The sequence below is a fragment of the Pseudoalteromonas sp. NZS127 genome (genome assembly GCF_015864805.1).
Lineage (GTDB): Bacteria > Pseudomonadota > Gammaproteobacteria > Enterobacterales > Alteromonadaceae > Pseudoalteromonas > Pseudoalteromonas nigrifaciens.
On record NZ_JADYWN010000030.1, the window covers coordinates 1 to 22563 of the forward strand.

Below are 22563 nucleotides of genomic sequence, written 5' to 3' on the forward strand. Positions count from 1 at the left end.
AAAAAAAACAGGCGGTCACCCTAGGCGCCCTTATGAATATGTATTATGAAAACCATGATTTATGGAATGCCACTGGGCGTACTAAGCAATTTGTAATTAAGATGCTGATTGATTGCGATATAGCATCGGTTTTATCAAATGAGTTACGTACTAGTGATTTAATTGAGCATTGCAAAAATAGGCGTAGCGCTGGTGCAGGCCCAGCGACTATTTATCATGATGTTGCTTACTTACGCAGTGTGATGAAAAAAGCCGGTCCCGTTTGGAACATTGATGCTAACTATAAAATATTTGAAGATGCGGTGCCGGTACTCATTGAAATGTCCTTAGTTGGCAAAAGCCAAAAACGAACGCGCCGTCCTACCGATAATGAATTAGATAAATTGCGCGATGGTTTAAAAGAACGTATGGACTACAGGCCTAACGGTAAAGTACGTATTCCTTTTTTAGATATTTTAGATTTTAGTATTTTAACGTGTATGCGTATTGGTGAAATATGTAAGTTGCGTTGGGAAGATTTGAACGAGGATCACAAAACTATATTAGTTCGCGATAGAAAAGACCCACGCAAAAAAGAAGGTAATCATATGATTGTACCTTTGCTAGCTGGCTCGTTTGATATTGCTATGAAACAGCCTAGAAATGACGGGTTAATATTTCCGTATAACTCACGATCTGTTACTGCTGGTTTTCAACGAGTACGTAATGCTTTAGGCATTGAGGATTTACGCTATCACGATTTGCGCCGTGAAGGTGCTAGCCGTTTATTTGAAAAAGGTTATTCAATTGAAGAAGTGGCCCAAGTAACGGGCCACCGTAATTTAAATATTTTGTGGCAAGTTTATACGCAATTATTCCCGCATAAATTGCATGATAAGTTTATCTAGCTAAATCTTTTCTTATATGTCATTAATCATTTTTATGTAATTATATTTTTAGTATTGAATTTATATTTAATATCAAAAATTAATATGGACTTTATAACTACCTCATAAATTGGAGATCTTATTTAATGGCAAATCATTTTTTTAAGTGGAATGGGCAACACCTTGGTTTTGAAAAAAACGGCAGGTTATTTGATACACATAGCAAGTACATAGGCTGGTTCGATAATAACGGTAGTCTTTGGAGCTCGAATGGTGTTTATATAGGTGAAATTGTTAACAATAATTATATTCTCCGCAAAACAAATAAAGCGCAGCCTATGAATAAGTTAGCAAAATTACCACCTTTACCACCACTCCCCCCTTTACCACCACTGCCAAAACTCCCCAAATTACCTAAATTGGGCTGGTTTGACCCATTTGATAATTAAACCAATAACTTTAACTTACTCATTACTGCTTGAGGTTGAAAACCTTGAGCATATTTTGTTGTTTTCACATTTATATCTAATTAGTCCAATCGCTATATTGTCGTTCCTTTTCAAAGTTTTCAATTCAATAACCAGCTTTTTAAATTTCAGTTTTGCTTTTGCTTAAGCTGCTGTTTTGTAATGCTTTTTAATAATCCGCAAAAACTCCTTTGATCTTTAAAACCTCACGTAAACGAGCTAAGTTATTGTTTAGCAATTCTATTTTGTTTTATTTCTTATAAATTACAGGCGTTTAAACTGCAAAACAGTGAAATTAGTTTCGATCTTTTCAGATCTTTGATCTACTAAGAACCTTATATAGGGCGCTGGCTGGCGCTTTAAATGAAGTACTTTAAAACTGTAAAAAAATAACGATAAAGAGCGCGCAGGAGGGTGAGGAAGAGTGCGGATTCCGTCGCTTACATTCTGTGTGGGGCTGGTTTACGTGGCTTAAACTTACCTTGCTTGTATTGGCGTGGTTATCTTTGCTGCGGTGAGTGGCAGGCAATAAAAAACCCAGCGCTTGGCTGGGTTTGATTGTGGGGCTTGTGTGTTACTTTGTTATTGGGTCGAGCCTGCCTTTTTGTTCGCCGGCCTCGCTTGCTTTGCTTGTAAATACTGCTGCTGTTGTTGGTGGTGCCATTGTTGGGCTATGTTTATGTGTTGCGCATTCTGTTGCTATATCTTTAACTGTTGTCATTAGCTCTGACAGTAATTTAAGTACGTTCTCGCTGTCACTACCCACCCATGTTTTAGGGCTGCGGTGATCTTGCTCTTTGCTTGCTATTACTTTGCGGGTTTCACATTGTAGGTCGGCTAATTTGCCGATGATGTCTTTTAATGATTCGTCGGTTTTGTTTTCAAAGTTACCAGCGTCATCAATGTGTTGATAAACCCCTTCACGTACTTGGGTGCGGGTTTCACCTTCTTTGATTGCGGGTAGGTCCCAACCAAAGGGTAGTACTGTTCTAATGAATGGTTTATCGGCTCGGCCGTATGCAAAGCCAATTTCTACAATTGAATTAATAGCCGGTGGTTCTAATCGGCCTGCTTTGTCGCCTGCTCCTGGTAATGGAAGTGGCACGGCTTGAAGTGGTTTTGATTTGGTGTCTGTGCCGTTTTCGTCAATGAGTTGCACGTTTACAGCATAGCGAGGATAAAACGCATCGCTGCCACGTTCGCCATCATCGGTTGGCAGTTCTGGCAATGCAACTACTCTACCCCAACGGGGTAAATGTAATTGGCCGGTTAGTTCTGGAAACAACCGGCGCACTATTCTTAATATTGCTTTTTCCATCGTTACCAACTTATCTTCATGTTTGTGCCTTGAAACTCAACAGCGGTTATACGTTCGTTATTGGCTATAACGTTTGGGCGTATCATTGGTGCTGCTGGCATTTTTGCGGTTTTGCCTGCTTGATGATCGGTCATGAGTTCTTTTGCTATTGTTACTGGTTTATCGGACCAAAACGAGTCGGTATAGCTGCCAACAAATACTTTACCGTTGCCTTGTTGATACCACACAAAATCGGCAATACGAAATGCACGGCCGATGTTGTTTAGCATGGCATAGCCTGAGCTATCAGAGTAAAAACACGGTATTGATGTATTGGCGTAGATTTTATCGGGTATTACAAATTCAACACCCGTTTGTGCTGTGATTTCATCAAGCACTTGGCGCATGGTTGGATGGCGCAGCATTACTGTTAAATTATAAGCGAGTGATGCCGACCATTCACGGCAAAATAGCGTGTACCAGCCATTTACGGCTGGCATTACACGTTCAACATAACCGTTAAATACGCGGTCAACCATATCGCCCCAACCAAGATCAACCGCAACCGGCTCTAACTTAGCAACGCTTTGATTAACGGTTATTTGGCAGTTACCTGGCGTTGATGCTTGCAGCACTATCCAGTGGTCTTTCATATCAACTTTTGCGTCGTTGATATAAGTGCGGGCAATAAAACGAGCGTTTGCGGTAGTCATTATGCTGTTCTCAATGATTCAAAGTTTTTTTGCAGATGATCACCAATATTTGCATATTGCACGTTGCTTTTACCGCCCTGCTGGTTAGCTTCGGCTTGTGGTGTGCGTTCTTCGACTTTTTGCGGCACTGAGCGATATTCAACAAGGGTAAAACTAATCGCCCATTGACGGGTTGTTTGCTGCTCTACAGCTTCAATTTTGCTGCTAAAGCGCACTTGCTTAACACCAAGCGCACTGGCCGTGTGGTTACTTATGCGATAAATAACCCGTGCACCACTTTCGGTGGCTTCGGCCATAGCAAATAATTGTGCTAAGTGCTCAGCTTGAGTGAATGGTAAAAAACCACTCACAGCCAATGTTTTAGCTTTTATACCCGTTTCGGCTTGATCAGTGCTAGACGACTGGCCGCTGGCATCTTCGCTGGCAAGCTCTTGGCTTGCCGTAATGCGAAGTGATTTAAGATTTATTGTTAGTGAGTTAAGGGTTAGCATGGCTTTCTCTTTTTTAATGCTTGCTATTCAACAGGCGCTACATATAGACCACCTTTAAAGCCTGCTAATGTCTCAAATGTCACGTTAGTATTTACAGTGTTATTTTTATAATTAGCGTATTTATACGAAAATATATCCATTCCGGACCCAATAAACCCATTCGTATTATCGTGTAAGTTCATTACCCCCATGTTTACTGGCCCCGGTGATATACACCGTATCGCTTGATCGCAAAAAGAACCATCTATGTAATCATTATTAAAGTTAACTGCTGTGGACAAGAGGCTTAACCCATAAAGGCCAGCGAAACCTTTGGTTTTTATATGCGGCATGAAAATATCTGGGCATTCCACTATTATTCCTGACCCAACTGAACCTTCAGCCTCTGTTTTAGCAAAATAGGAACCTTGGGCACCCTCTTTAATGTAAAGCCCCACCTCTAAATTATCAGCAACATCAGTATCAATCATTGTTACTTTGGATTGAATTCTAGCACCCTCTCTATTATTTTTAGCTTTAAAATGGGTTACTTTTACCGTGCCTTTTCCATAAGTCCTAAATGCTATACCTGGGACATTTTTAACGGTTAAAGAACCGAATTCCACTGAAGAATCATCTTCAATGTTATTGAAGTAAATTGCTTGTTGGCCACTACCCGCACCAATTCCATCATGCTCAAGCGTCCCTACCTTTAGGTCTTTATCATCGTTTGATATCCAAGCAACTTGATCTACAGCTTGACCCTCAATAATGATTTCATCAATCTTCAAGTTTCTTGTTTGCGAGGTAACAATAGCAGCGGCACGAATATCACCTTTAGCAATAACAAGGCGCTTTATACGAATGTTCGTAGGATAATGCGCGGCATCTTTAGTTAAATAGGAATCAATACCTAGCCCGTATGACTGAGCAACACTATCAAGCACAATTTCATCAATCGTCACATTGTGCGTGCCAAAATATAAATGCACACCTGTAGACCCGCCCTGAGCTGTCTGATTGACATACTTGGCATCAACCTCAGTTATACGTATTTTATCTAAACTCAGTTTGTTACAATAATACGACCCCACACGTATTGTTGCGGCAAGCACGCCAATAGTTTTAACATTAACCACTGGCACAATTGGTCCACCTTGAAAGTCTGTCCCTATCCCTGTCGCAATATGAGCGACACCGTCAAGAATAAATCCTTCATCAAAAGTGAATGTTCTATTGCTTTTCCCATTGCTTAAATTTGCCTGGTAAATACCTCTTGAAAATCTAATTCGATCTGCATCACTATTTAATGCAGAATCAAACGCAGGATTATCGTTTGTTACCCTATTACCTTTTGCGCCGAAGGCTTTTATATCTACTTCATCAGATATGTCTAGTTCAAATTTCAACGCACTAACGTCACTATTTATTGCTTTGTAACCATCACCATCAGATCCAATCACAACATTAAACGCTGCATTAGCGCGTTCTTCAATGTTTATTCTTTGCCCTTCTCTTAAATGTTTATCTTTTTTAGCTGCAATAACGGTTTTGAAATTACGTGTATAACTATTTTGCTTTTCTGTAATTGAGTCACGCATATCTACAGCCGCATCAGCTGCACTAATCACCGCTATTTTATACACATAATGCTGCACGCCATTTACATCAATATAATCATCCATTTCACTGCTCGTCACAGTAAAATCAACTTGGGGTTTCCATTGGCTTGATGCATTGCCATCAAAGTAAGCGTCTACATATACAAATTGTGGGTAGGTTTGTAGTGTTAAAATGTGCTCTTGTTTTAGTTCTACACGCAGGCCGCTTACGTAACCTACACCCGGTGTTACGCTAAATGTATTGGCGGTTGAGCGCGGGACTACTTTAAAACCATCGTCTATAAACCAGTCTTTGCCGTTCATGTCGCTTGCTAGCTGGCGGGTTAGTTCGTCCATGCCGTTTAGGCGGGCGCTAAAGTCTAGCTGCCATGTTTCGGGTGATACGCTAATACCTGCTAGGTCGGCTATGCCCGAGTACTCAATACCAAAGTTACGGTTTAGTGTATTACCGGCACTGCCTGGTGCAGTGATTGTTTTGCTAACCGTTGGTACATGGCTAATGGCTACCAATGTTTGGTTTACCGATGAATACAAACCCACCCAGTTAAATTCGAACGGGCCTGTAACGCTATCAAGCACGGTTGAGTAAACAACTACATTGTCGTTAATTCGGCCTGTTTGTTGCACATTTTGTTGATGCACAATAGCGCTGGTTGGAATGCCTTCGTTACGATCAATTGCGGCGGCTGGGTCTTGCCCTGCTACGTTGGCAAAAATAAAGGTATCAATATCTAGCTGCTGGTTTGCTTGTGCTTTAGTTGCAAATAACTTTTCGCCGGCAAGGGTTATAACTTGTGCCATGGTTTAGTGCTCCTGTTTAACATTTGCGACGGTAAATTCAGCATGGCTGTCCATCGTCATAAATCGGGTTGCTGGTAATAAATTGGTGTTAATTGTGGCAACGGTGTAATCGCTGTCGCCATCAAAGTTTCTTGGTGGTGCTGCTAATGGTTGTTTTGCAATAGTTACGTATTCATAGCGCCTAGTTGTGCGCCCATACTGGCGGCACAGCGCGTTTATTAAATTTTGCCTTGCGCCTAGGTCCGTATCTAATAACTGCAGGCTCACTACATCCCAATCAACGGTGCTTATTCGCTCGTCAATTGTTATCCATGGCATGCCAAGCTTTTCAAACATATCAAGCCAGCCGTTTTTGCTGCCTGCCCCTTTAGCAAATGGCAGGGCGTATTTAACGCGGGTGCGGTACATTAGCTCGGTTTCGTTGGGTATTTGGCTAATGTCGCGCTCCCATGCCATTAGGTTTACTAGCTCTAGTTCGGCGGTCATTGGGTCGAGCTGTTTTGCAGGCCATGCCAGTATGTCGGCTACGCGTTGCCAATAAATAACGGCGGCTTGGCGTAGTTTGTCTAGCTCGCTTTTAGGGCGGGCTAGCCAGTACGGCATTTTGGTAAGCGCTTGCCAGTTTATGTTCATAGCGCATTACCGTTTTCTATGGTTAGCGCGGTTAAGCGCGGCACGCTGTTTTGGCTGGTTATATCGGTTTGGTGCCAGTTTAATGAGTCGATACCGTCAAACTCTTTGTGCAGCTCTTGGCTTAGGCGGCTAAAGCTAAAGCGGCTAGCGGGCTGCGTTTTAGTTACTGTGTAGTCAGTGTTTTCTCTAAATGCGCTGCGTATAAAGTTTTCAACATTGGCGAGCAATGCCGTTACTTGGGTTTCGAGCAAGTAGGCGTGTGGGTAAATGGTTACGCCTACGCTTACATTAATGCCTGGCATGGCTATTACTTGTAAATCGTCGCCATGGCCGTGAAAGCCTTTTGCCATAACATAGTCGTTTAAATCATCTATTAAGCTTTGGCTTGGTGTGCCTGTGTCTAACAAAATATAGGCGTTTGCAGTGCCCGGGCCACGCGGGGCGTCGTGCTCAAAAAATATGTTGTCGGTATCAAGGCCTGATCGCTGCGTTAAAATAGCGCGGTAAACGGCGTCAATGTGCCACGGCGCTGCGGCGGTAAATGCGTTGCGGGTACGTAGTTTTAAATCTTGGTTTGTTTCTGCATCGGCACCGAGTGCATCAAGCCAGTGTTCGTCGTTTATAGCGCTGCTAATGCCTGTAACCGCTTCGGGTAAAATATGGTAATAACCTGCGCCTAGGTTGTAAGCTGCGCCTGCGTTTTCGGCTATTACTGGCACTAATACGCTGGTTTGGTTTTCTGGTAATATTACGTCGTTAATGGTTAGCACACGGTAAACCGTGCCGTTTATGGCATCGGTTTGTATTACGGTGCCAGCGCTAATTAATAAGCTAGGGCCTGTATTGGCGGCGCGGTTAAAACGCACTTTGCCTTGTGTGCGCTCTTCGCTTTTACGGGTTAGGTCGTGCTCCCACGCTTTGGCTTCAATAAATTGGCTGTCGGTGGCTGTTTGTAAAAACAGGTTTGGCAGTATTTTTTCAATTAATACTTTGTTTACTAACCATGTTGCAGGTTTTGCCACAATGGCGCTAATAAGTCGCCAAAATGGTGAATATGGCGACTCGTTTGCAATAATACTGCCGCTTGCGTCTACGTCTTGTTTAAATAGCGTTTTCCAGCCTTCCTCAGTAGTGGGAATGCCTGCGTTTTCTACAATGCGTTTAAAGTCAATTATTGGGGTTAAGTCAGCCATTATTGTGCCTCGATGATCAATGATGAAATAGCGCCAAACTCTATGGTTTTAGCTGTTACCCACCACTGGCCTTTGTTAACTTGGTTTTGCTCAACTTGCACTGTGCCAGGCATAATGCGTAAGTCGTCTTCAACCAGTAGCTTTATTTGCGTTTGGGTGTCTTGGGTTACGCCGGTTCCTCGGTCGCTTACTAATAAGTTTGCAAGGCCGGTGTCTAAAATGGCATGCACAATGTCTTGGGCTATTACGTCACGATCGGTTAAATACGTTGGGTTGTTGCCTGCGTCTAACACCACATCGCCGTTTTTAATATGTAGGTCGATATAAATACTCATGACTGCATTTCCACAAAGTTCATAAAGTTAGTTTCGCCTTTGGCTGGGTACACGTTAACCGTGCCAACGCTGGTTGATTTTTGTTGGTTTGCGTTACTAATTTGCTGAGTAATACCGCCTTTTTCGGCTTTACTTCTAATTGGCTCTATTGCGTCGATGCTTGATGTGCTGGCATTAGAACCTGAACTTATTAGTTCTATGTCTACTCCTGGCAGCATGTTTATTTTGTCTATCCACCAATTTAGGTAGCCAGTAAATAAATTTTTAATGGTTGACCAAACCGAGGTAAACACGCCTACAATTGCTTTTATCCAACCCCATTCGCCCATAGTGGCTTTTAGGTCGTCCCAGTAATAAATCAATGCACCCACGGCGGCTATTGCGGCAACTATTCCTGCAACAATTAATAAAATTGGGTTGGCGTACATAACAATGTTAAGTGCCAGCATTGCGCCTTTTAAAAATGTTAGCCCTGTGGTTAGTGCGGTAGTTATACCGCCCCATACCATTGCGCCTACTGTCCATGCAACTATGGCCATTTTTCCTGCGCCCATCATTAGCGTAAATAAACCGCCTGCAGCTACAAGGCCAAGCACGCCAACAGCGGCGTAACCTATCCATTTTGTTAAGTTAGGGAATGCTTCGGTAAACCACACAACGCTGGTACCCATGTCGGCAATTAGGCCTACAAAGTCGTTAAATACCGGCAGTATTGCGCTGCCCCATGCGGCGCGAATAACATACCAACTTTGGCCAAGGCGCTCAGTTTGGTCGGTCATGGCCATTGCCATTTTTTCGGCTTGTTGCATGCCGGTAACATCACCTAGGTCGTTTATTGATTTACCTAGGCCGTCAATGTCGTTCATTAATAAGTTTATGGTGGCTACGGCTTCGGCTGATCCAAATGCTTTTTTAAGTTCGTCGCCTTCGGCTACGTCTATGGTTTCGCCGTACTTGCCTTTTATTTGGTTTAAAATATCAACCATTGGCAGCATTGCGCCTTGGCTGTCGGTAAAGGTTAGGTTTAGCGCGTCTTGGGCTTTGCCTACTCCGGCTAAAAACGATTTGTATTTTGTACCGGCTTCACTGCCCGACATAGTGGCTTGTAATGTGCCGAGTATTGCCATTTGCTCGTTCATACCAACGCCCGCACTGGTTGCTTGTGCACCAATGGCGGTAAACGCGCTCGACATTTCAGTACCTGTGGTTTTAAACGCCTGTACTGCGGTGGCGGTCATGCCAGTTAGCTGCTCTACCCATTCGCCTTTGCCCATTTCGTTGGCTTGGTTTTTAAAAATACCGTACATGGTGCCCATGTAATTGGTAATAGTGCCTGCGTCTGATTTAGTGGCCGCTGCTAATACGTTACTCGATAGCGTAAATGCCGATAGGTCGGCATCGTTAAGCCCGGCAATGGCACTTTGTATGTCGTAACTCGATTTAACAAATTCGGTAGACGATTTGCCGTACTTAAGGGCAAATTCGTAAGAGGTGTCAGTCAGTTGTTTTAGTGCCGATTCGCGCACACCAAGCGAGCTTACTTCGCCTAGTGCGCGGTCCATTTCTATGGCTGGCATAAGTGCGTTTTGTAGCGCAAAGCCTGCGCCTGCAATACCCGCAACGCCCGACGCCATTTTCATGGTGCCAGCTTGGTAGTCGTTGGTTAACCCATTAAGGCTACTGCTTATTTTTGCAATAGGCTTAGTAATTTGGTCAATCATACCAACGGTAAACATTAGCTGTTGCGGTAAACTCATTTACTTGCCTCCAAAGGCTTTGCACACTGCATTGGTTATTATGTTTTCTAAATCTTCGCGCTGGCGTTTGTACAACCAGCTAGCGCGGGCAATGCTGTATTCGCTGTCATCTTCATGTGGTAGCAAGTAACGGCGAATAACCAGTTGCTGTTCCTGCGGGTTGTTTTCTATGGCATCAACCAGCGCATTTATTTTTTTACGCTGATCTCTATTGCTGGGGCAAACTCCTGCTGTAGCAAGCCACAAATTTGCATTGCTGCGCCTGGCGAATCGTCGAGTACTTTACGTAGCTTTTCTTTGTCTTCGTCTACTACTGATCGCATTACAAAGTTATGCGCTGGAGCCACTTTGTTGTTTGGCATAATGTCGTTTAGGTAACCGTTATAAGTTTCGGTGGTTACTTCAAAGTTGATGTCGTTTGCGCCAAGTGTTAGTACAACGTGCTTTTTCATGGTTATTCCTTAGATTTGGTTAATAGTTTTTCGAGTGTTTCAAATCCGTCTTTAATGCGGCTTTCCATACGATCAGTTAATTTTTCAAAGTCAGTTTTGGTGGCGTAAGTTTCGGCCACATGGGTTTTGTGGTCGCTTAGCTCTTTGGCCGTTGCTTTGTGGGCGTTAAATAGGCTCACTAACAGCGGCACTAATACGGTTAGCACTAGGCTAATAAAGGCAATGGCTACCATTATCCAGTCGGCTACTTCTTTCACTTGGCTACCCCTTTAATTTTTTCTATTGTTCTTAAACTTGCTAGGCCAAGTAATGCCAGTGTTAATTCCATCAATACGTCGGTTGGTAGTTCTGGCGTTCCGGCTTCTGGCATAATCCATTGCAAAATAGGGTTAATTAAAAAGGTAAACAAAAAGCCAAAACCGCACACCCAGAGTAAAAATGGACGTGCACCCGCTACAAACGTTGAGCGGTGTTGTGCTGCATGGGTATTTGCTAGCGCTTGCATTAGCAGCGGTTTTTGCTGAATCTCTGCTAAATCGTTGCTTAGCTGCTGGCGTTCTTCGTCTGATGTGAATAACGCATCGCCCGCTTTGCCAATGGCTTCAATTGGGTTGCCATTAAATACTTTTGAAAACCAGCCCATGATCAGCACTCCGCTTGTTGTAAATAAGTAGCTTCACGCCAGCGGCGCGTTGTGTATCGGTCGCCAAAGTTAACCAGTTCGTCAATCATGTCTTGCGTGTTTTGGGTTATGGCCGTGCGCCAAAAGTTAGGACAACGCTTTGCTAAATTGCCATATTGAAATGCCACCGACGCAATAACGGTTTGCATAGGTTCTGGCAGTTGCTCAAACTTAATGGCTGAATGCTTGTTGTAAGTAGCAACTAGGTAATCGGTTGATTGCTGCTTAACACATAAATCAATAATGGTTGCTTCGTTTTCGTTAATGCTAAGCGGGTTTTGCTTACAGGCTTTTAATGCTTGGTTGCCTTTTAATAAGCAAAAACGCTTTAATTTATTAGCAATAAATTCGGGCAATAAGTATTTCAATGCGGCTTCGTCGCATTGGCCAATATCAAAGCCAGTGGCAATGGTTACTCCAGATTTAGAATTGGCTGCATCGGGCACATAGCCGTTTAATTGCGCGCCACCTTCTAGCTCTGAAATAAAATTGTAATTCACTTTAATATTGGTCATTTTGCTACTCGCTTAACGATTGGCACGGTACACAGCGCTGCACACCTTTTATGGCTTTTTGCCGCGCTTTTGGTATTGGGTCGCCGCAATCAATGCAGTCCGTTGCACTGATAACACGGCTGTTTTTAAGTCCGTTTAGGCGCTGATCAACAAAACGTTTTTCAGCGCGTTCCTGTGCAATTACTAGGTGGTCTAGATCATCCATTTACTAACTGCCTTTTTATTGCACTATGTTTTCAATTTCTTCGCTGCGCAGGTACGGCACACCGTTGATATTTACAAAGTCGGGGCTGGTTACATCAAACGGTATTTTAAACAAGCTGGCGCTGCCGCCTTTTTTGTCTATGTCTAAAATGTCGCTTAACTTAATGCGGCAACCAAAGGCTTCTACTTTCATTTCGTCTTTGCTGGTTTTGGCATAAAACAAAATGTCGAACGTTTGCATGCCGCGCCACGAACCGGCGCTTTTTGCCGCTTCTGAAATTAAGTTAAAGTTGCTGGCGTTAAGCGATAGTTCGCCGCTGGCCGATACGTCGCCATCTACAAAACCATCGGGTACGCCGCCTGTTTGGCTTACGGCACTGTTGTCGGTAATAGCTAATGATGCGGTGTCAACTTGCAGCATAATGTCGCCCAAGTTCACGTTAAAATTCATTCCAGATAAACGCATGTTGAGTGCTCCTAGTTGCTGCTTAAATCAAGCATGATGTTGACGGTGATTTCTTTAGGGCTGTTGTATGGGCGCAGTACCATGTAAATAACCACGGTTTTATTGGTGGTCCATACAATTGAAATATCGCCTTCAATTGGCGGCTGTATTTCACCGGGGAACTGGGTACCTAAAATAGTGGTGCTTTTGCTCATGGCGCGTAGCGGTTTCATAAAATACGCTTTGTTTAGCTCAATGCTGTTTGGCGTTGAGTTAAGGGCGCGGTTTGCTACACGGCGAATGGCTAATACGCGCACTTCGCGGCTGGCTTTATGCACTGGGCGTAGGTGCTCTAGGTATTGGTAGTCGCCGCCTTCTGCGTCTAGCGTTTGGGCGTCGCTCCAATAGGTGCCTTCAAAATCGCTATACCATTGGGGTACGCTCATGCGCGCATTTGCTAGGGTTTCTAGTGTGGCTAGCGATAGTGGTTCGCTTTCGCTGTCAACCGGTGCTGCGCCTAGGCCTAATACACTGCCTGTTGCTACGCGCATTGGGCTGTCGGCAATACTTACGCTGCGGTCGCATAATCGCCCTGCTAATACGCCTACGTTATTGCCGTGTAATTGTGGTACAGGTACTACTAAGTGCGCGGCAATACCTGCTTGCAGTGCAACGGTTGCGGCTTCATAAGCGGGCCATGTTTGCGTGGCAACATCTATGCCTGGCACTGCAATTAATGCAGATACAAAACGGCCTAATGTGGCTTTTAACGATTCTAGGTGATCATGAATAGTGGTAATTTCGGCGCTGGTTTTTTGCTCGTTACATACAACTACCATTTCAAAGCTTTGTACTTCGTTGGCGCGGTCAATTGCGTCAATAATGGTCTCGGCTTCGGCTAGTGGGTAAACCGCTGCCGTCCAGTTTTGGCCTGCATTTTTTTGCGCTGCAATAAGCTGATCGCGCAGTGGGCTATCGGCAAATGTTTTGCTTAAGTCGGTTTGCGCGCCAATGCTAAACAATTGGCTTTCTTCGGCTGCATCACCTGCGCGGCCTATAAATAAAAAGTGGCGTTCGATGGCACTAATGTCACCCTGCCCCAAATTTAAGTTATTAACTTGCACTTTACCTAGTGACATTAGTTTATCCTCGTTTATTAAGGTTGTTTAAAATTCGTGCTAATTGCGCTTGCACGTTTTGCGGTGTGTCGCCTAAAAACGGGCGGGCTTTAACGGGTATGCTCCAGCTATTACGTGATTTTTCGCCGCGTAATTTGCTTAAAATTAAGGTCGCTTTGCCGTGATTAAGGCTTGCCATAATTTCTTTTATGGTTGCGCGTCGGTAGCCTTTACCTTTGGTTTTACGTACTTTGTACCCTTCGGCCGATAACGCTTTAGCTTGGCTGCGGGTGCATGGTGCTTTGTAATCTGGCTTGCCATGAATACGGGCCATACGGGCGGCGGTCATTTTTTCGCTGCCGCCTTGTTGTTGCAGCGCGGCTACTCGTCCGGTTAGGGCGTTTTTATGTTTTAGCTCTAAGCGATTAGTGGCTTTTACGTAGGGTTCTAATGTTTTACCCATGCGTTTAAGCATTTTTCCTTTTTTGCCATTTGCACGCGGGGCAAACTTAGTGCCGGTTAGCGTGGTTTGCGCGCGTATACGCTGGCGCGCTAATTTGCGCTCGTATCGGCCAAGGGTTTTAAGTAAGCGAATGCGTTTAGTGCTAGGCAATGCCAATAGCTGCAATTGCTGTTTTGCACTGAGTGCTTGTTTATTGTTTGGGGTGATCACTAAACTCATGATTGGCCCTTAATATTTACGTCTACGTCTTCGGCTATGCTAATTGGGGCTAGCGATACGTAATAACGTGCACCGTTAAATAATACGGGGCCGTTGTCGGCGGGTATTAGCTCGATGTCGTCAATTAGTTGCACGTCGATTAGCACTGTTGCGTTGTCTTTGCTTACTACGTCAATGTCTATTTCGGGGTCATCAAGGCCGTATTCGTCACGTGGCCAGTCGCTATCTATTAAAAAGGCGCTCACCATTGCTAGTAAGTTGTATGGGTTTACTTTGCGGTGCGGAAAATCTTCGATTGCTATAACCGCTGTGTGTTTCCACTTTGCTACTGCGTAACCGTCTTGGCCTTTGTCTTCGCCGCTTATTATTAGTGTGCCGCGCTCTTGCCATGCGTCTAAATTATTGGTGTGTATTGCACCTTTTAGGCTTTGCAATAAAAAGCTGGTTAGTTGCTGCAATTGGGTAATTGTTTGGCTCATAGCAATTGCACTCCTGCGCGGCCAAGGCCAAGCAATAAACGAATGCTACGGTTAGATTGCGCCAGTATTGCGTTTTGTTGTTCAACATCGTCGGCTTTGTTATTTCCTGCAGCTTTTTGGTCTACCGATGAAAAATACCCCATTAAATCTGAGTGCGAACGTGCATACACGGCACCACGGTAAACGCTTTGCTGGCTGGGGCTAAAGTTAGGCACGCCGTTTGTTTGGGTGAAAGCAACGTCCGTGTTTTCTTTCGCAATGTATTTAAGCAGTTGTTGTTGTACTTCGAGCACGCTGCGGTTGAGCGAGTCGGCTAGTACGGTTTCTTCAAAAAACTCAGGTATGCGGCGATGATCGCGAAATTCACCGGTACTTAATGCTGGCCAGCCGCTGGTTGCATCTATTTCAATGCTGTTTTGTGCTGTTGCTTCAAATCCAAATGACATACCGCATACCTTAATAATTTGGGTTCAGTGCAGTTAGCGTCGACGCGGTTATTAACGGTCGCCCGTTAAACGCTCGGCTAGTGCACTGGAGGGTTTGGAGCTTTGGCTATTACTGGGCGTTTAGCTCGGCAATGGCTCTTAATCTCATGGCTATTTTGTTTCGTACTGTTTTTACTTGTGCGTGCTTATGTAGCTCTGCTGCTTTGGCTAAGTAGCCGTCGGCCTGCTGTAGCCTTTGCACGTCGCCAACGGTTGACGGGCTAATGTCGCCATTTTTGCTGCGCAGTAACGCAAGGCCCGCAAACTTGTAGTACTTAGCCGTAACTTGCTCAGGTAATTTCCAATGGTTCGCAACATTGCTGAACACTTGGCCAAAATAAGGCTCAATGCTGCTGCCTTTTTCTGCTTGGGTTTGCGCCCAATCAAAAACAGTGTCGGCAATAAAACCAGGCCACTTGCGGCGTATGCTGTTAGCCATGGGCTGATTGAGCTCAATGGCTGTAAAAGCAAACTCAAGGCCACGGCCAAGGTCGTTAATATCAAATAGCCAAACAGTGCAGTAAGCAAAAATCGGGTTGTCATTGGGTTTTCCTTCTTTTATGTTTGCTAAATGCTGCTCAACAATGGGTAACCACTTGGGTAATAGCACGTCGCGTTTATGGGTTATTTTGTCGACGCGGCGCGCAAAACCTTTTAACCGTTTTAAGTCGTCTTCTAATTCAATGAGCTGTAAATGTAGGCTTGGTGCGTATTGCCCTGAACCCGTTACACTTACTTTTTCGAGCTGTTTTTTTGCTCGGTTGCTTTCTTTGAATTGGAGGATTTTGGCGCCGCCGACGGCTTTTTTAGCTCTTTTACCGTTTCGGCTAAGTCGCTGTTTGCGTTGTTAATGTCGTCGGCTTGATAAGCTAGGTCGCTGGCGGCGTCGCTTGCTTTATCTGCTGCACTTTCGATATTGCTAGCGGCGCTGGTTGTTTGCTCGGCGCTATTGGCAATTGTTGCAGCGGCATCGCTAACATGTTCAATGCTGGCGTTTAGCTCGTCGGTTGCATGTTCAACGTTTGAAACAGCGGTTTTGTCTTCGCCTGGCGCTGCAGGATCAACATGCAGAGTCGGTAGGTCATCTTCACAACAAAACGTGATGGTGTGGCCAACGTACTCTTGCGCTGTTTCAATGGCTTTTGATTCGTCGCAACCCAGTAACTGCGCGAGTAATTTAAGCGCGGTGTTTGCTGGCGTTATAGTGATTTGTGCATCACCCGTTGTTGCGTTGCTTTTAGCTTTTTCTGCTAGCTTGCGTTTTTTAAAATTAGCAATGGCGCTCATGGCTCTATCCTATTTTTAATAATATGGTTTAAATGCTAGGCGGTTAGGCCTAGCACTTGTGGTAACTATGGCGCTGGGTTAGGGCCAATTGTTACTGCTGCTTCGTCAACTGCGGCGTACGCTTCAAACTCTTCAACTGCGTAGCCTTCTTGACGCCAGTATGAGTTTTCGTATTGCTTGCGGTCTTCTTCGTCTTTTGCTTTGCGGTGCGCCGTGCCTTTTTGCGTATAAATATGCAAGTTGCTTAAAATAGTTACTGCAATGCGTTTACCCGGGAAGAACGGCGGTGTATATGCGCGCATGCCACCAATGTTTTTATCCATTTGCTGTGCGGCTACTTTTTCGCTTGGCTTGTCAGCTTGGTTCATCATGTGCGTTTGCGCGGTGGCCGTTAGGTCGTTACCAACTAGCACCACTAAGCGCGGGTCGTTACGTAGTGACGGGTGAATAAGCGAGTTTTTAAGCTCGGTTACAATGGCGTCTAGGGTTTTGTAGTCGCCGCCGCCCGCTGGGTCGAAAAAGATAGGGTCGGTCATAATTTGCTCGGCCGCTTTTTCTTTAACGATTTGATGCCAGCCTTTGTTTACGTCTTCACCATTTGGGTTAGCATCTGGGTCTGATGTTGCGGCAGCCGACACACCATTAAAACCAACGCGTAGCATGTCGAGTGCAAAGCGTAATGTGGCGTTTTCGTTAATCAGCTTCATAAACTGATTTAAGTTACCGGCATTGGCCCATGTAGATAACAGCGCCCATGTGGTTGCTGAACATGAATCGGTTTCGGTTAGCTCGTAACCGTGGCCAGCAACACCTTGGCTTGATGTAAAACGACCACCTGCTTTGCGACCTGTTGCAAGGCCGTAGTTACCTACTTTTACAACTTGGCCTTTAATTTGGTCTACTTGCATGGTGGTGATCATGCGTAAAAATTCGACCGACTCTAAAAGCGCGGCGCGCAGTTTAGTTTCCATTGGGTCGGAAATGGCAAACTTGTGTGATGCGTCTTCTACACCAAATGATTTTGCGACTTGCGTTGAGTATGTTTTTAAAAACCCAGCGGCTGTTTGATTTAAGTGCATGCGTTATCTCGCTCTGTTATGCATTAATAAAGGTAAACGTGGTTTAGTTTTTGGTTAAACCAGGCTTATGGTTTCGCCGCCTACTGGGTCGGGCTCTTGGCCACCTTGCTCTTGGCTAAGGGCATTAAATTTGGTTTGTATGCCGTCTACTTTTTTGCCAAAGCCGTCCATTTTTTCAATTAACTGGCTAAATTGCTCGGCGGTTACGCCTGTTGCTGGCTTATCACCTTCTGGCTCTACGACTGGTGGTGTTTCTTCACCTTTTGGCGGAGTCTCTTCGGCTTTTGGTGGCTTGCTGAATTTAGTTTCAAGGTCGGTCACCTTGGCATCTAATCCGTCAAACTTGCCCATGAGGGCGTCAAACTGTTCTTGTTTCATGGTGTCTTCCTCGGTGATTTCATCTTGCTGATCGGCTGGCTGCTGATCACTAGAAAATAAGCTAAATAGTTGCGCCATTAAGCTTTGCGCTTTGGCTTGTTTGCTATTTGGGGTAGTTGGTTCGCTATTGGTGGTAATAAAGTCACTGTGTTGTAGCGTTTCGAGTTGGCTATATTCGTGATTTACTTCGTTATCACCAATAGAGAATTTTAAGCGGCTGGTGCCAGAACTGGCTGGCGAGTCGGTAACTGCAAGACCTTGTAGGTAGCAACGGCCTTCGCTTTTGTAGTCGGGGTTTGGCTCAATAGACATAAACAGCTTTTGGCCGTCTTTGTTGGCAGCTAGTAGGTAGTCGTTAGCGGTAATTTTTACAAACAGGCGTAATTTACCGTCTTTTTTAGCGGCTTTTACTTCGTCAACTTGGCCCCAGTTTTTGCCCTCGGTTGGGCCCCAGCTTGAGCGGAAATGTTCTGGCCAAATAAGTGCTGTGTATTCGTCAACTGAATACGATGCGGCCATTTGATTAATCCATTCTTTTGAAATAATGCGACCGTCGACCGTTGCGCCTTCTGTTGCTGCAATTACCCAACCTGTTTGCTTTGCCATTAGTTTGCCGTGTGCGTTACTGAATATTTAAACGCAGCATAGCCATAAAAAAAGGCGTGTTCACCTAGTTAGCTTTTTGCAAATTCCTATATGGGGGTTTTAGGAAACGTGAGTATTTTTAAGCGGTTATAAGCTTGTTGTAAATGAATACACTGTACGCAGTTATCATTTTTATGAGCATATTGTAATACTAAATGGCCTACTCTTCTGAAATTCGCGAAGCCGCTAAGCGGCTTTATTTACGCCACCACACGCCCGACGAAATACGCGCGGAACTGGCGTTACCAAACAACCGTGTAATTTACTATTGGGCCGATAAATACAATTGGCGCGATATGCTGCGCGAAGAAGATGTAGACGAAGCTATTGCACGGCGCATTTTAATACTTACCGATGTTAGCGACAAAACAGGCAATCAAATAAAAGAGCTCGACATGCTGATAGAAAAGCACGTTAAGCTTAAAAAGCAACGCGTGCAGCAAGAAAAAGCAGCACAAGCCGAGCAACCCCACGGCACCCAGCCAAGCAATAAAAATAATAAAAGCAGCGGTAGCGACAGTAAAAAAAGCAAAGGCCGTAAGCGTAAAAACGATGTTAGCCATTTAACCGAGGAAGACTTTGGTACTTGGTTCGACTCGCTGTTTGAATACCAAAAAACGATGCACGACAACTTGCATCAACGCATTCGTAATATTTTAAAAAGCCGCCAAATTGGTGCAACGTATTATTTTGCAGGTGAAGCGTTTAAAGATGCGGTTTTAACGGGCGACCCACAAATATTTTTATCGGCTAGCCGCTCACAAGCTGAGGTGTTTCGCAGTTATATAATTGCTATTGCGCATGAGTTTTTTGAAATAGAGCTAACCGGTAACCCAATTACTTTGCACACTAAACATGGTGATGCTGAGCTGCGGTTTTTAAGTACCAATAGTAAAACGGCGCAAAGTTACCACGGCCATGTGTATGTAGATGAGTATTTTTGGATTGGTAAGTTTAACGAGCTAAACAAATTAGCAAGCGCCATGGCCACGCACAAAAAGTGGCGTAAAACGTATTTTTCGACCCCTTCTACTAAAGCCCACCCTGCGTATACATTTTGGACGGGGGATCACTGGCGACAAGGCCGCGCTGATCGCGAAGAAATTGAGTTTCCTACCTTTGTTGAGCTGCGCGATAACGGCAGACTGTGCCCCGATAAACAATGGCGCTATGTAGTTACTATTGAGGATGCGCTGCGCGGTGGCTGTGAGTTGTTCGACATTGAAGAACTGCGCGACGAATACAACGCCGATGATTTTAATAACTTGTTTATGTGCATATTTGTGGACGATGCCGACAGTATATTTAAATTTAGCGACCTTGAAAAAGCCATGGTGGATGCCACCCGCTGGCAGGATCACAAACCCAATGCCGCACAACCTTTTGGTAACCGCGAGGTATGGCTGGGGTATGACCCATCGCGCACCCGCGATAACGCTGCATTAGTGGTGGTTGCCCCGCCCGAAAAAGCCGGTGAAAAATTTAGAATACTCGAAAAGCACTATTGGCGCGGTATGAACTTTTCGCACCACGTTAGCGAAATTCAAAAAATATACGCTAAATACCGCGTTACTTATATTGGTGTAGATACAACAGGCATTGGCGCGGGGGTGTTTGACTCTATAAGCACACTTTACCCGCGTGAAGCCACCGCCATACATTACAGCGTAAGCAGCAAAACCCGCTTAGTACTTAAAATGATTGACCTTATTGAGGGCGGCCGTTTGGAGTGGGACGCCCAACATAAAGACATTGCTATGAGCTGCCTTTCAATACGCCGCACCAGTACCGACTCGGGCGGTGCTATAACGTTTAAAGCGAGCCGCGATAACACCATAGGCCATGCAGACGTATTTTTTGCTATTAGCCACGCTGTTATTAACGAACCACTTAACCACGCACATAAGAGAAAATCACGATGGACAATGCAGAATTAAACCAAAACGCTGAGCAACTAACAGACCAGCCGCACGATCAGCAAGGTAAGCAAAATGCGCCCGTTGTGTTTGGCTTGCCCGAACAAGTTATGCCCGACATGTGGCTAACCGATTACGACTCGCTATTTTATAACGATATGGATAATTACTGGGAGCCGCCAGTTGACCGGCATTTATTGGCTAACTTACCCCGCCGTAATGCGCAGCACGGTGGCATAGTACACAGCCGTGCAAATATGGCTGCTGGGCGTTTTATTAGTGGCGGTATGAGTGCGCAACAAGTGCAGGCGGGCTTTTTAAATTTGGTGCAATTTGGCGATGTAGCAATTTTAAAAATACGTAATGGATTTGGGCAAGTTGTAAGGTTGTTTCCGCTGCCTAGTTACCGCACCCGTGTTGCTGGTGATGGCGGCGCGGTGGTGCTTGAGCGAAACAGCCAAGTTAAAAAATATAAACAGCGCGACATTATTTGGGTTCGCCAATATGACCCAGTGCAGCAAGTGTATGGTTTGGCCGATTACTTGGGCGGTTTACAAGCTACGTTATTAAATGAAGACGCTACTTTGTTCCGCCGCAAATACTTTTTAAACGGCGCGCACATGGGTTTTATTATGTACGCGACCGACCCGAACTTAGACCCCGACGTTGAAGACGATATAAAAGAAAAAATACAAGACAGTAAAGGCGTGGGTAACTTTCGCTCGTTGTTTGTAAACATACCCAACGGTAAAGAAAAGGGCTTACAAATAATCCCTGTGGGTAATTTTGAAAGTAAAGACGAGTTTATGAACGTTAAAAACGTATCGGCGCAAGATATATTAAACGCCCACCGCTTTCCGCCTGGCTTGGCGGGTATTATTCCGGCTAACAATGCAGGCCTTGGCGACCCGACTAAATACGATGCCATGTATTTTAAAAACGAGACTAAACCGTTAATTAAATTAATGAGTGATGAAGTAGCAAGGGATCCTGAAATAGGCAGTAAGTTGCAGCTTAATTTTGATTTAGAGCCCAGCGCGTAAAGCGTAGTACTGGCTATGCTGCGCATCGTGCGCTTTTATTTTTTCGACTAATCCGGCATAGGTATTTAAGGTTTTTAATGCTCGCGTTAAATTTGGCGCGGGTACGTTATTTAACAGTGCTGCATGGGTTTTGCTTATGCCTTTTACTAGATGATCGCTAGCGGCGGCTTTTATGTCGGCACTTTTAATTTTACACATAGCGAATAACCAATCTAATCGCTCTTGGCTTTGTGACCCTTTAAACAAATATTGCATGCTAAAACCCTCAAATTACTTATCACTTAAGTGATAATTAATTTATTTTAGGTATATTGCGGCTATTTGTAAATGCTTATTTGTTATGCACAAATACACTGTATATAATGACAGTGTGTTTTATTAACGATTGGTGAAGGTATGGCGCGGGTTACTTGTCCTAGTTGCGAGGCTAAAGCAACAATTACATCACGCGAAAAACAAAGTGCGCACGTAGTAAATTTATATTGCTCTTGCACTAATACTCGCGAGTGCGGGGCAACGTTTCGCATTACCCAATCGTTCGATCACTTCTTAAACCCTCCGGTACAAACCACACAGCAATTAGCCGCCGCACTTATTAAAAGCCTACCTCGCGAACAGCAATTGGAATTGGTTGGACTATAGTCTTTACTTTATTTCACGCATTAAAAAGCCCGTATTAAACGGGCTTTTTTGTGGGCGCTTACTGTCGGCGCGAGTTGTATGTTGACTGGTTTTGCTGTGGTGCATTTTGCGGCTGATCATACGGCCCTTGATATTGCGGCGGTGCGTAACCTTGGTTTTGACTTTGGTGTTTTTGGTTGTTATGTGCTTGGCCGTTCTGGCTTTCGCTTTCCCAAAAAATATATAATTTTAACGGGCCTTGTTGATTAATTGGCATTGTGTCGAGTTCTATTTCAATACTATCGCTGCCGCCTTGGTTGTTACTCGGCCATTTAGTGGCACGGCCTAAAGTGGCTTAACGGTTTTTGGTTTCGTTCC

Annotated in this window: 29 protein-coding genes and 1 pseudogene; 6 read left to right on the forward strand and 24 right to left on the reverse strand. The window is 44.6% G+C overall.

The window, feature by feature from the left end; genetic code table 11:
- Both I6E78_RS17625 and I6E78_RS17630 read left to right on the forward strand, forming a co-directional pair.
- On the forward strand, positions 1–887 hold an 887-nt coding region (locus tag I6E78_RS17625), incomplete at its 5' end, for a site-specific integrase (protein WP_197183023.1).
- 101 nt (positions 888–988) lie between these two features.
- Positions 989–1315, forward strand: a pseudogene (locus I6E78_RS17630) (4-fold beta flower protein); the annotation flags it as partial.
- Between the two features lie 592 nt (positions 1316–1907).
- On the opposite strand, the gene I6E78_RS17635 reads toward I6E78_RS17630, so the two are convergent.
- The 23 genes from I6E78_RS17635 to I6E78_RS17745 all read right to left on the reverse strand — a co-directional run bounded on the left by I6E78_RS17635 (position 1908) and on the right by I6E78_RS17745 (position 18566).
- Complete coding sequence (locus I6E78_RS17635; RefSeq protein ID WP_197183024.1) at positions 1908–2651, reverse strand: hypothetical protein; 744 nt, start codon at positions 2649–2651, stop codon at positions 1908–1910.
- A gap of 2 nt (positions 2652–2653) precedes the next feature.
- Complete coding sequence (locus I6E78_RS17640) at positions 2654–3343, reverse strand: hypothetical protein (RefSeq protein WP_197183025.1); 690 nt, start codon at positions 3341–3343, stop codon at positions 2654–2656.
- A complete protein-coding gene (locus tag I6E78_RS17645) occupies positions 3343–3834 on the reverse strand; it encodes a baseplate complex protein (protein ID WP_197183026.1) in 492 nt (163 codons plus the stop codon). Before I6E78_RS17645 ends, I6E78_RS17640 begins: the two co-directional genes overlap by 1 nt.
- A gap of 23 nt (positions 3835–3857) precedes the next feature.
- The gene (locus I6E78_RS17650; protein WP_197183027.1) at positions 3858–6236 is read right to left on the reverse strand and encodes a phage tail-collar fiber domain-containing protein; all 2379 of its coding nucleotides are present in this window, start codon (positions 6234–6236) and stop codon (positions 3858–3860) included.
- 3 nt (positions 6237–6239) lie between these two features.
- Entirely contained in the window at positions 6240–6869 is a 630-nt protein-coding gene (locus I6E78_RS17655) for a hypothetical protein (RefSeq protein ID WP_197183028.1), read from the reverse strand.
- Complete coding sequence (locus I6E78_RS17660) at positions 6866–8062, reverse strand: baseplate J/gp47 family protein (RefSeq protein ID WP_197183029.1); 1197 nt, start codon at positions 8060–8062, stop codon at positions 6866–6868. The genes I6E78_RS17655 and I6E78_RS17660 overlap by 4 nt, the downstream gene beginning before the upstream one ends.
- A complete protein-coding gene (locus I6E78_RS17665) occupies positions 8062–8397 on the reverse strand; it encodes a DUF2590 family protein (protein WP_197183030.1) in 336 nt (111 codons plus the stop codon). Before I6E78_RS17665 ends, I6E78_RS17660 begins: the two co-directional genes overlap by 1 nt.
- A complete protein-coding gene (locus I6E78_RS17670; protein WP_197183031.1) occupies positions 8394–10154 on the reverse strand; it encodes a phage tail tape measure protein in 1761 nt (586 codons plus the stop codon). The genes I6E78_RS17665 and I6E78_RS17670 overlap by 4 nt, the downstream gene beginning before the upstream one ends.
- The gene (locus I6E78_RS17675) at positions 10155–10400 is read right to left on the reverse strand and encodes a DUF6890 family protein (protein WP_231618039.1); all 246 of its coding nucleotides are present in this window, start codon (positions 10398–10400) and stop codon (positions 10155–10157) included.
- On the reverse strand, positions 10343–10606 hold the full coding sequence (locus tag I6E78_RS17680; RefSeq protein WP_089368147.1) for a putative phage tail assembly chaperone: 264 nt from the start codon (positions 10604–10606) through the stop codon (positions 10343–10345). The genes I6E78_RS17675 and I6E78_RS17680 overlap by 58 nt, the downstream gene beginning before the upstream one ends.
- Positions 10607–10608: 2 nt before the next feature.
- Positions 10609–10863, reverse strand: coding sequence for a hypothetical protein (locus I6E78_RS17685; RefSeq protein ID WP_121953701.1), 255 nt, complete (start codon positions 10861–10863; stop codon positions 10609–10611).
- Complete coding sequence (locus I6E78_RS17690; RefSeq protein WP_121953700.1) at positions 10860–11249, reverse strand: 3TM-type holin; 390 nt, start codon at positions 11247–11249, stop codon at positions 10860–10862. The genes I6E78_RS17685 and I6E78_RS17690 overlap by 4 nt, the downstream gene beginning before the upstream one ends.
- 2 nt (positions 11250–11251) lie before the next feature.
- Positions 11252–11803, reverse strand: a complete 552-nt coding sequence (locus tag I6E78_RS17695; RefSeq protein WP_197183032.1) for a pesticin C-terminus-like muramidase — start codon at positions 11801–11803, stop codon at positions 11252–11254.
- A gap of 4 nt (positions 11804–11807) precedes the next feature.
- Positions 11808–12008, reverse strand: a complete 201-nt coding sequence (locus I6E78_RS17700; RefSeq protein ID WP_089368143.1) for a TraR/DksA C4-type zinc finger protein — start codon at positions 12006–12008, stop codon at positions 11808–11810.
- A 15-nt stretch (positions 12009–12023) separates the two neighbouring features.
- Entirely contained in the window at positions 12024–12473 is a 450-nt protein-coding gene (locus I6E78_RS17705) for a phage protein (protein WP_197183033.1), read from the reverse strand.
- 11 nt (positions 12474–12484) lie between these two features.
- Positions 12485–13591: a DUF2586 domain-containing protein gene (locus I6E78_RS17710; RefSeq protein ID WP_197183034.1), complete on the reverse strand. Its 1107-nt coding sequence runs from the start codon at positions 13589–13591 to the stop codon at positions 12485–12487.
- Between the two features lie 4 nt (positions 13592–13595).
- Positions 13596–14252: a hypothetical protein gene (locus I6E78_RS17715; protein ID WP_197183035.1), complete on the reverse strand. Its 657-nt coding sequence runs from the start codon at positions 14250–14252 to the stop codon at positions 13596–13598.
- Complete coding sequence (locus I6E78_RS17720) at positions 14249–14731, reverse strand: phage tail protein (protein ID WP_197183036.1); 483 nt, start codon at positions 14729–14731, stop codon at positions 14249–14251. The genes I6E78_RS17715 and I6E78_RS17720 overlap by 4 nt, the downstream gene beginning before the upstream one ends.
- Positions 14728–15177, reverse strand: coding sequence for a head completion/stabilization protein (locus tag I6E78_RS17725; protein ID WP_197183037.1), 450 nt, complete (start codon positions 15175–15177; stop codon positions 14728–14730). Before I6E78_RS17725 ends, I6E78_RS17720 begins: the two co-directional genes overlap by 4 nt.
- A 109-nt stretch (positions 15178–15286) precedes the next feature.
- Positions 15287–16000: a phage terminase small subunit gene (gene gpM / locus I6E78_RS17730; protein WP_331459147.1), complete on the reverse strand. Its 714-nt coding sequence runs from the start codon at positions 15998–16000 to the stop codon at positions 15287–15289.
- Positions 15949–16503, reverse strand: coding sequence for a hypothetical protein (locus I6E78_RS17735; RefSeq protein WP_197183038.1), 555 nt, complete (start codon positions 16501–16503; stop codon positions 15949–15951). Before I6E78_RS17735 ends, gpM begins: the two co-directional genes overlap by 52 nt.
- Positions 16504–16568: 65 nt before the next feature.
- Positions 16569–17582 (reverse strand): phage major capsid protein, P2 family, encoded by a 1014-nt coding sequence (locus I6E78_RS17740; RefSeq protein WP_197183039.1) that lies wholly within the window; start codon positions 17580–17582, stop codon positions 16569–16571.
- A 54-nt stretch (positions 17583–17636) separates the two neighbouring features.
- Positions 17637–18566, reverse strand: coding sequence for a GPO family capsid scaffolding protein (locus tag I6E78_RS17745; protein ID WP_197183040.1), 930 nt, complete (start codon positions 18564–18566; stop codon positions 17637–17639).
- Between the two features lie 194 nt (positions 18567–18760).
- Between I6E78_RS17745 and I6E78_RS17750 the strand changes: the two genes are divergently transcribed.
- Both I6E78_RS17750 and I6E78_RS17755 read left to right on the forward strand, forming a co-directional pair.
- A complete protein-coding gene (locus I6E78_RS17750) occupies positions 18761–20542 on the forward strand; it encodes a terminase large subunit domain-containing protein (RefSeq protein WP_197183041.1) in 1782 nt (593 codons plus the stop codon).
- Positions 20524–21564 (forward strand): phage portal protein, encoded by a 1041-nt coding sequence (locus tag I6E78_RS17755; RefSeq protein WP_197183042.1) that lies wholly within the window; start codon positions 20524–20526, stop codon positions 21562–21564. The genes I6E78_RS17750 and I6E78_RS17755 overlap by 19 nt, the downstream gene beginning before the upstream one ends.
- Here I6E78_RS17755 and I6E78_RS17760 read toward each other — a convergent pair.
- The gene (locus I6E78_RS17760; protein WP_197183043.1) at positions 21547–21819 is read right to left on the reverse strand and encodes a hypothetical protein; all 273 of its coding nucleotides are present in this window, start codon (positions 21817–21819) and stop codon (positions 21547–21549) included. The genes I6E78_RS17755 and I6E78_RS17760 overlap by 18 nt on opposite strands.
- Before the next feature lie 141 nt (positions 21820–21960).
- Here I6E78_RS17760 and I6E78_RS17765 point away from each other — a divergent pair, with 141 nt between their 5' ends.
- Together I6E78_RS17765 and I6E78_RS17770 are read left to right on the forward strand one after the other, a co-directional pair.
- The gene (locus tag I6E78_RS17765) at positions 21961–22206 is read left to right on the forward strand and encodes an ogr/Delta-like zinc finger family protein (RefSeq protein ID WP_197183044.1); all 246 of its coding nucleotides are present in this window, start codon (positions 21961–21963) and stop codon (positions 22204–22206) included.
- Positions 22207–22284: 78 nt separating this feature from the next.
- Positions 22285–22455: a hypothetical protein gene (locus I6E78_RS17770; RefSeq protein WP_197183045.1), complete on the forward strand. Its 171-nt coding sequence runs from the start codon at positions 22285–22287 to the stop codon at positions 22453–22455.
- Positions 22456–22563: the final 108 nt, after the last annotated feature.

Coding starts and splice junctions, on each gene's coding strand:
- I6E78_RS17700 (WP_089368143.1), bottom strand. CDS start 12,008: ATGGATGATCTAGACCACCTAGTAATTGCACAGGAACGCGCTGAAAAA.
- I6E78_RS17635 (WP_197183024.1), bottom strand. CDS start 2,651: ATGGAAAAAGCAATATTAAGAATAGTGCGCCGGTTGTTTCCAGAACTA.
- I6E78_RS17650 (WP_197183027.1), bottom strand. CDS start 6,236: ATGGCACAAGTTATAACCCTTGCCGGCGAAAAGTTATTTGCAACTAAA.
- I6E78_RS17710 (WP_197183034.1), bottom strand. CDS start 13,591: ATGTCACTAGGTAAAGTGCAAGTTAATAACTTAAATTTGGGGCAGGGT.
- I6E78_RS17705 (WP_197183033.1), bottom strand. CDS start 12,473: ATGCGTTTATCTGGAATGAATTTTAACGTGAACTTGGGCGACATTATG.
- I6E78_RS17770 (WP_197183045.1), top strand. CDS start 22,285: ATGTTGACTGGTTTTGCTGTGGTGCATTTTGCGGCTGATCATACGGCC.
- I6E78_RS17765 (WP_197183044.1), top strand. CDS start 21,961: ATGGCGCGGGTTACTTGTCCTAGTTGCGAGGCTAAAGCAACAATTACA.
- I6E78_RS17680 (WP_089368147.1), bottom strand. CDS start 10,606: ATGAAAAAGCACGTTGTACTAACACTTGGCGCAAACGACATCAACTTT.
- I6E78_RS17745 (WP_197183040.1), bottom strand. CDS start 18,566: ATGGCAAAGCAAACAGGTTGGGTAATTGCAGCAACAGAAGGCGCAACG.
- I6E78_RS17640 (WP_197183025.1), bottom strand. CDS start 3,343: ATGACTACCGCAAACGCTCGTTTTATTGCCCGCACTTATATCAACGAC.
- I6E78_RS17715 (WP_197183035.1), bottom strand. CDS start 14,252: ATGAGTTTAGTGATCACCCCAAACAATAAACAAGCACTCAGTGCAAAA.
- I6E78_RS17720 (WP_197183036.1), bottom strand. CDS start 14,731: ATGAGCCAAACAATTACCCAATTGCAGCAACTAACCAGCTTTTTATTG.
- I6E78_RS17735 (WP_197183038.1), bottom strand. CDS start 16,503: ATGAGCGCCATTGCTAATTTTAAAAAACGCAAGCTAGCAGAAAAAGCT.
- I6E78_RS17755 (WP_197183042.1), top strand. CDS start 20,524: ATGGACAATGCAGAATTAAACCAAAACGCTGAGCAACTAACAGACCAG.
- I6E78_RS17740 (WP_197183039.1), bottom strand. CDS start 17,582: ATGCACTTAAATCAAACAGCCGCTGGGTTTTTAAAAACATACTCAACG.
- I6E78_RS17725 (WP_197183037.1), bottom strand. CDS start 15,177: ATGTCATTTGGATTTGAAGCAACAGCACAAAACAGCATTGAAATAGAT.
- I6E78_RS17750 (WP_197183041.1), top strand. CDS start 18,761: ATGGCCTACTCTTCTGAAATTCGCGAAGCCGCTAAGCGGCTTTATTTA.
- I6E78_RS17655 (WP_197183028.1), bottom strand. CDS start 6,869: ATGAACATAAACTGGCAAGCGCTTACCAAAATGCCGTACTGGCTAGCC.
- I6E78_RS17690 (WP_121953700.1), bottom strand. CDS start 11,249: ATGGGCTGGTTTTCAAAAGTATTTAATGGCAACCCAATTGAAGCCATT.
- I6E78_RS17665 (WP_197183030.1), bottom strand. CDS start 8,397: ATGAGTATTTATATCGACCTACATATTAAAAACGGCGATGTGGTGTTA.
- I6E78_RS17660 (WP_197183029.1), bottom strand. CDS start 8,062: ATGGCTGACTTAACCCCAATAATTGACTTTAAACGCATTGTAGAAAAC.
- I6E78_RS17760 (WP_197183043.1), bottom strand. CDS start 21,819: ATGCAATATTTGTTTAAAGGGTCACAAAGCCAAGAGCGATTAGATTGG.
- I6E78_RS17670 (WP_197183031.1), bottom strand. CDS start 10,154: ATGAGTTTACCGCAACAGCTAATGTTTACCGTTGGTATGATTGACCAA.
- I6E78_RS17645 (WP_197183026.1), bottom strand. CDS start 3,834: ATGCTAACCCTTAACTCACTAACAATAAATCTTAAATCACTTCGCATT.
- I6E78_RS17695 (WP_197183032.1), bottom strand. CDS start 11,803: ATGACCAATATTAAAGTGAATTACAATTTTATTTCAGAGCTAGAAGGT.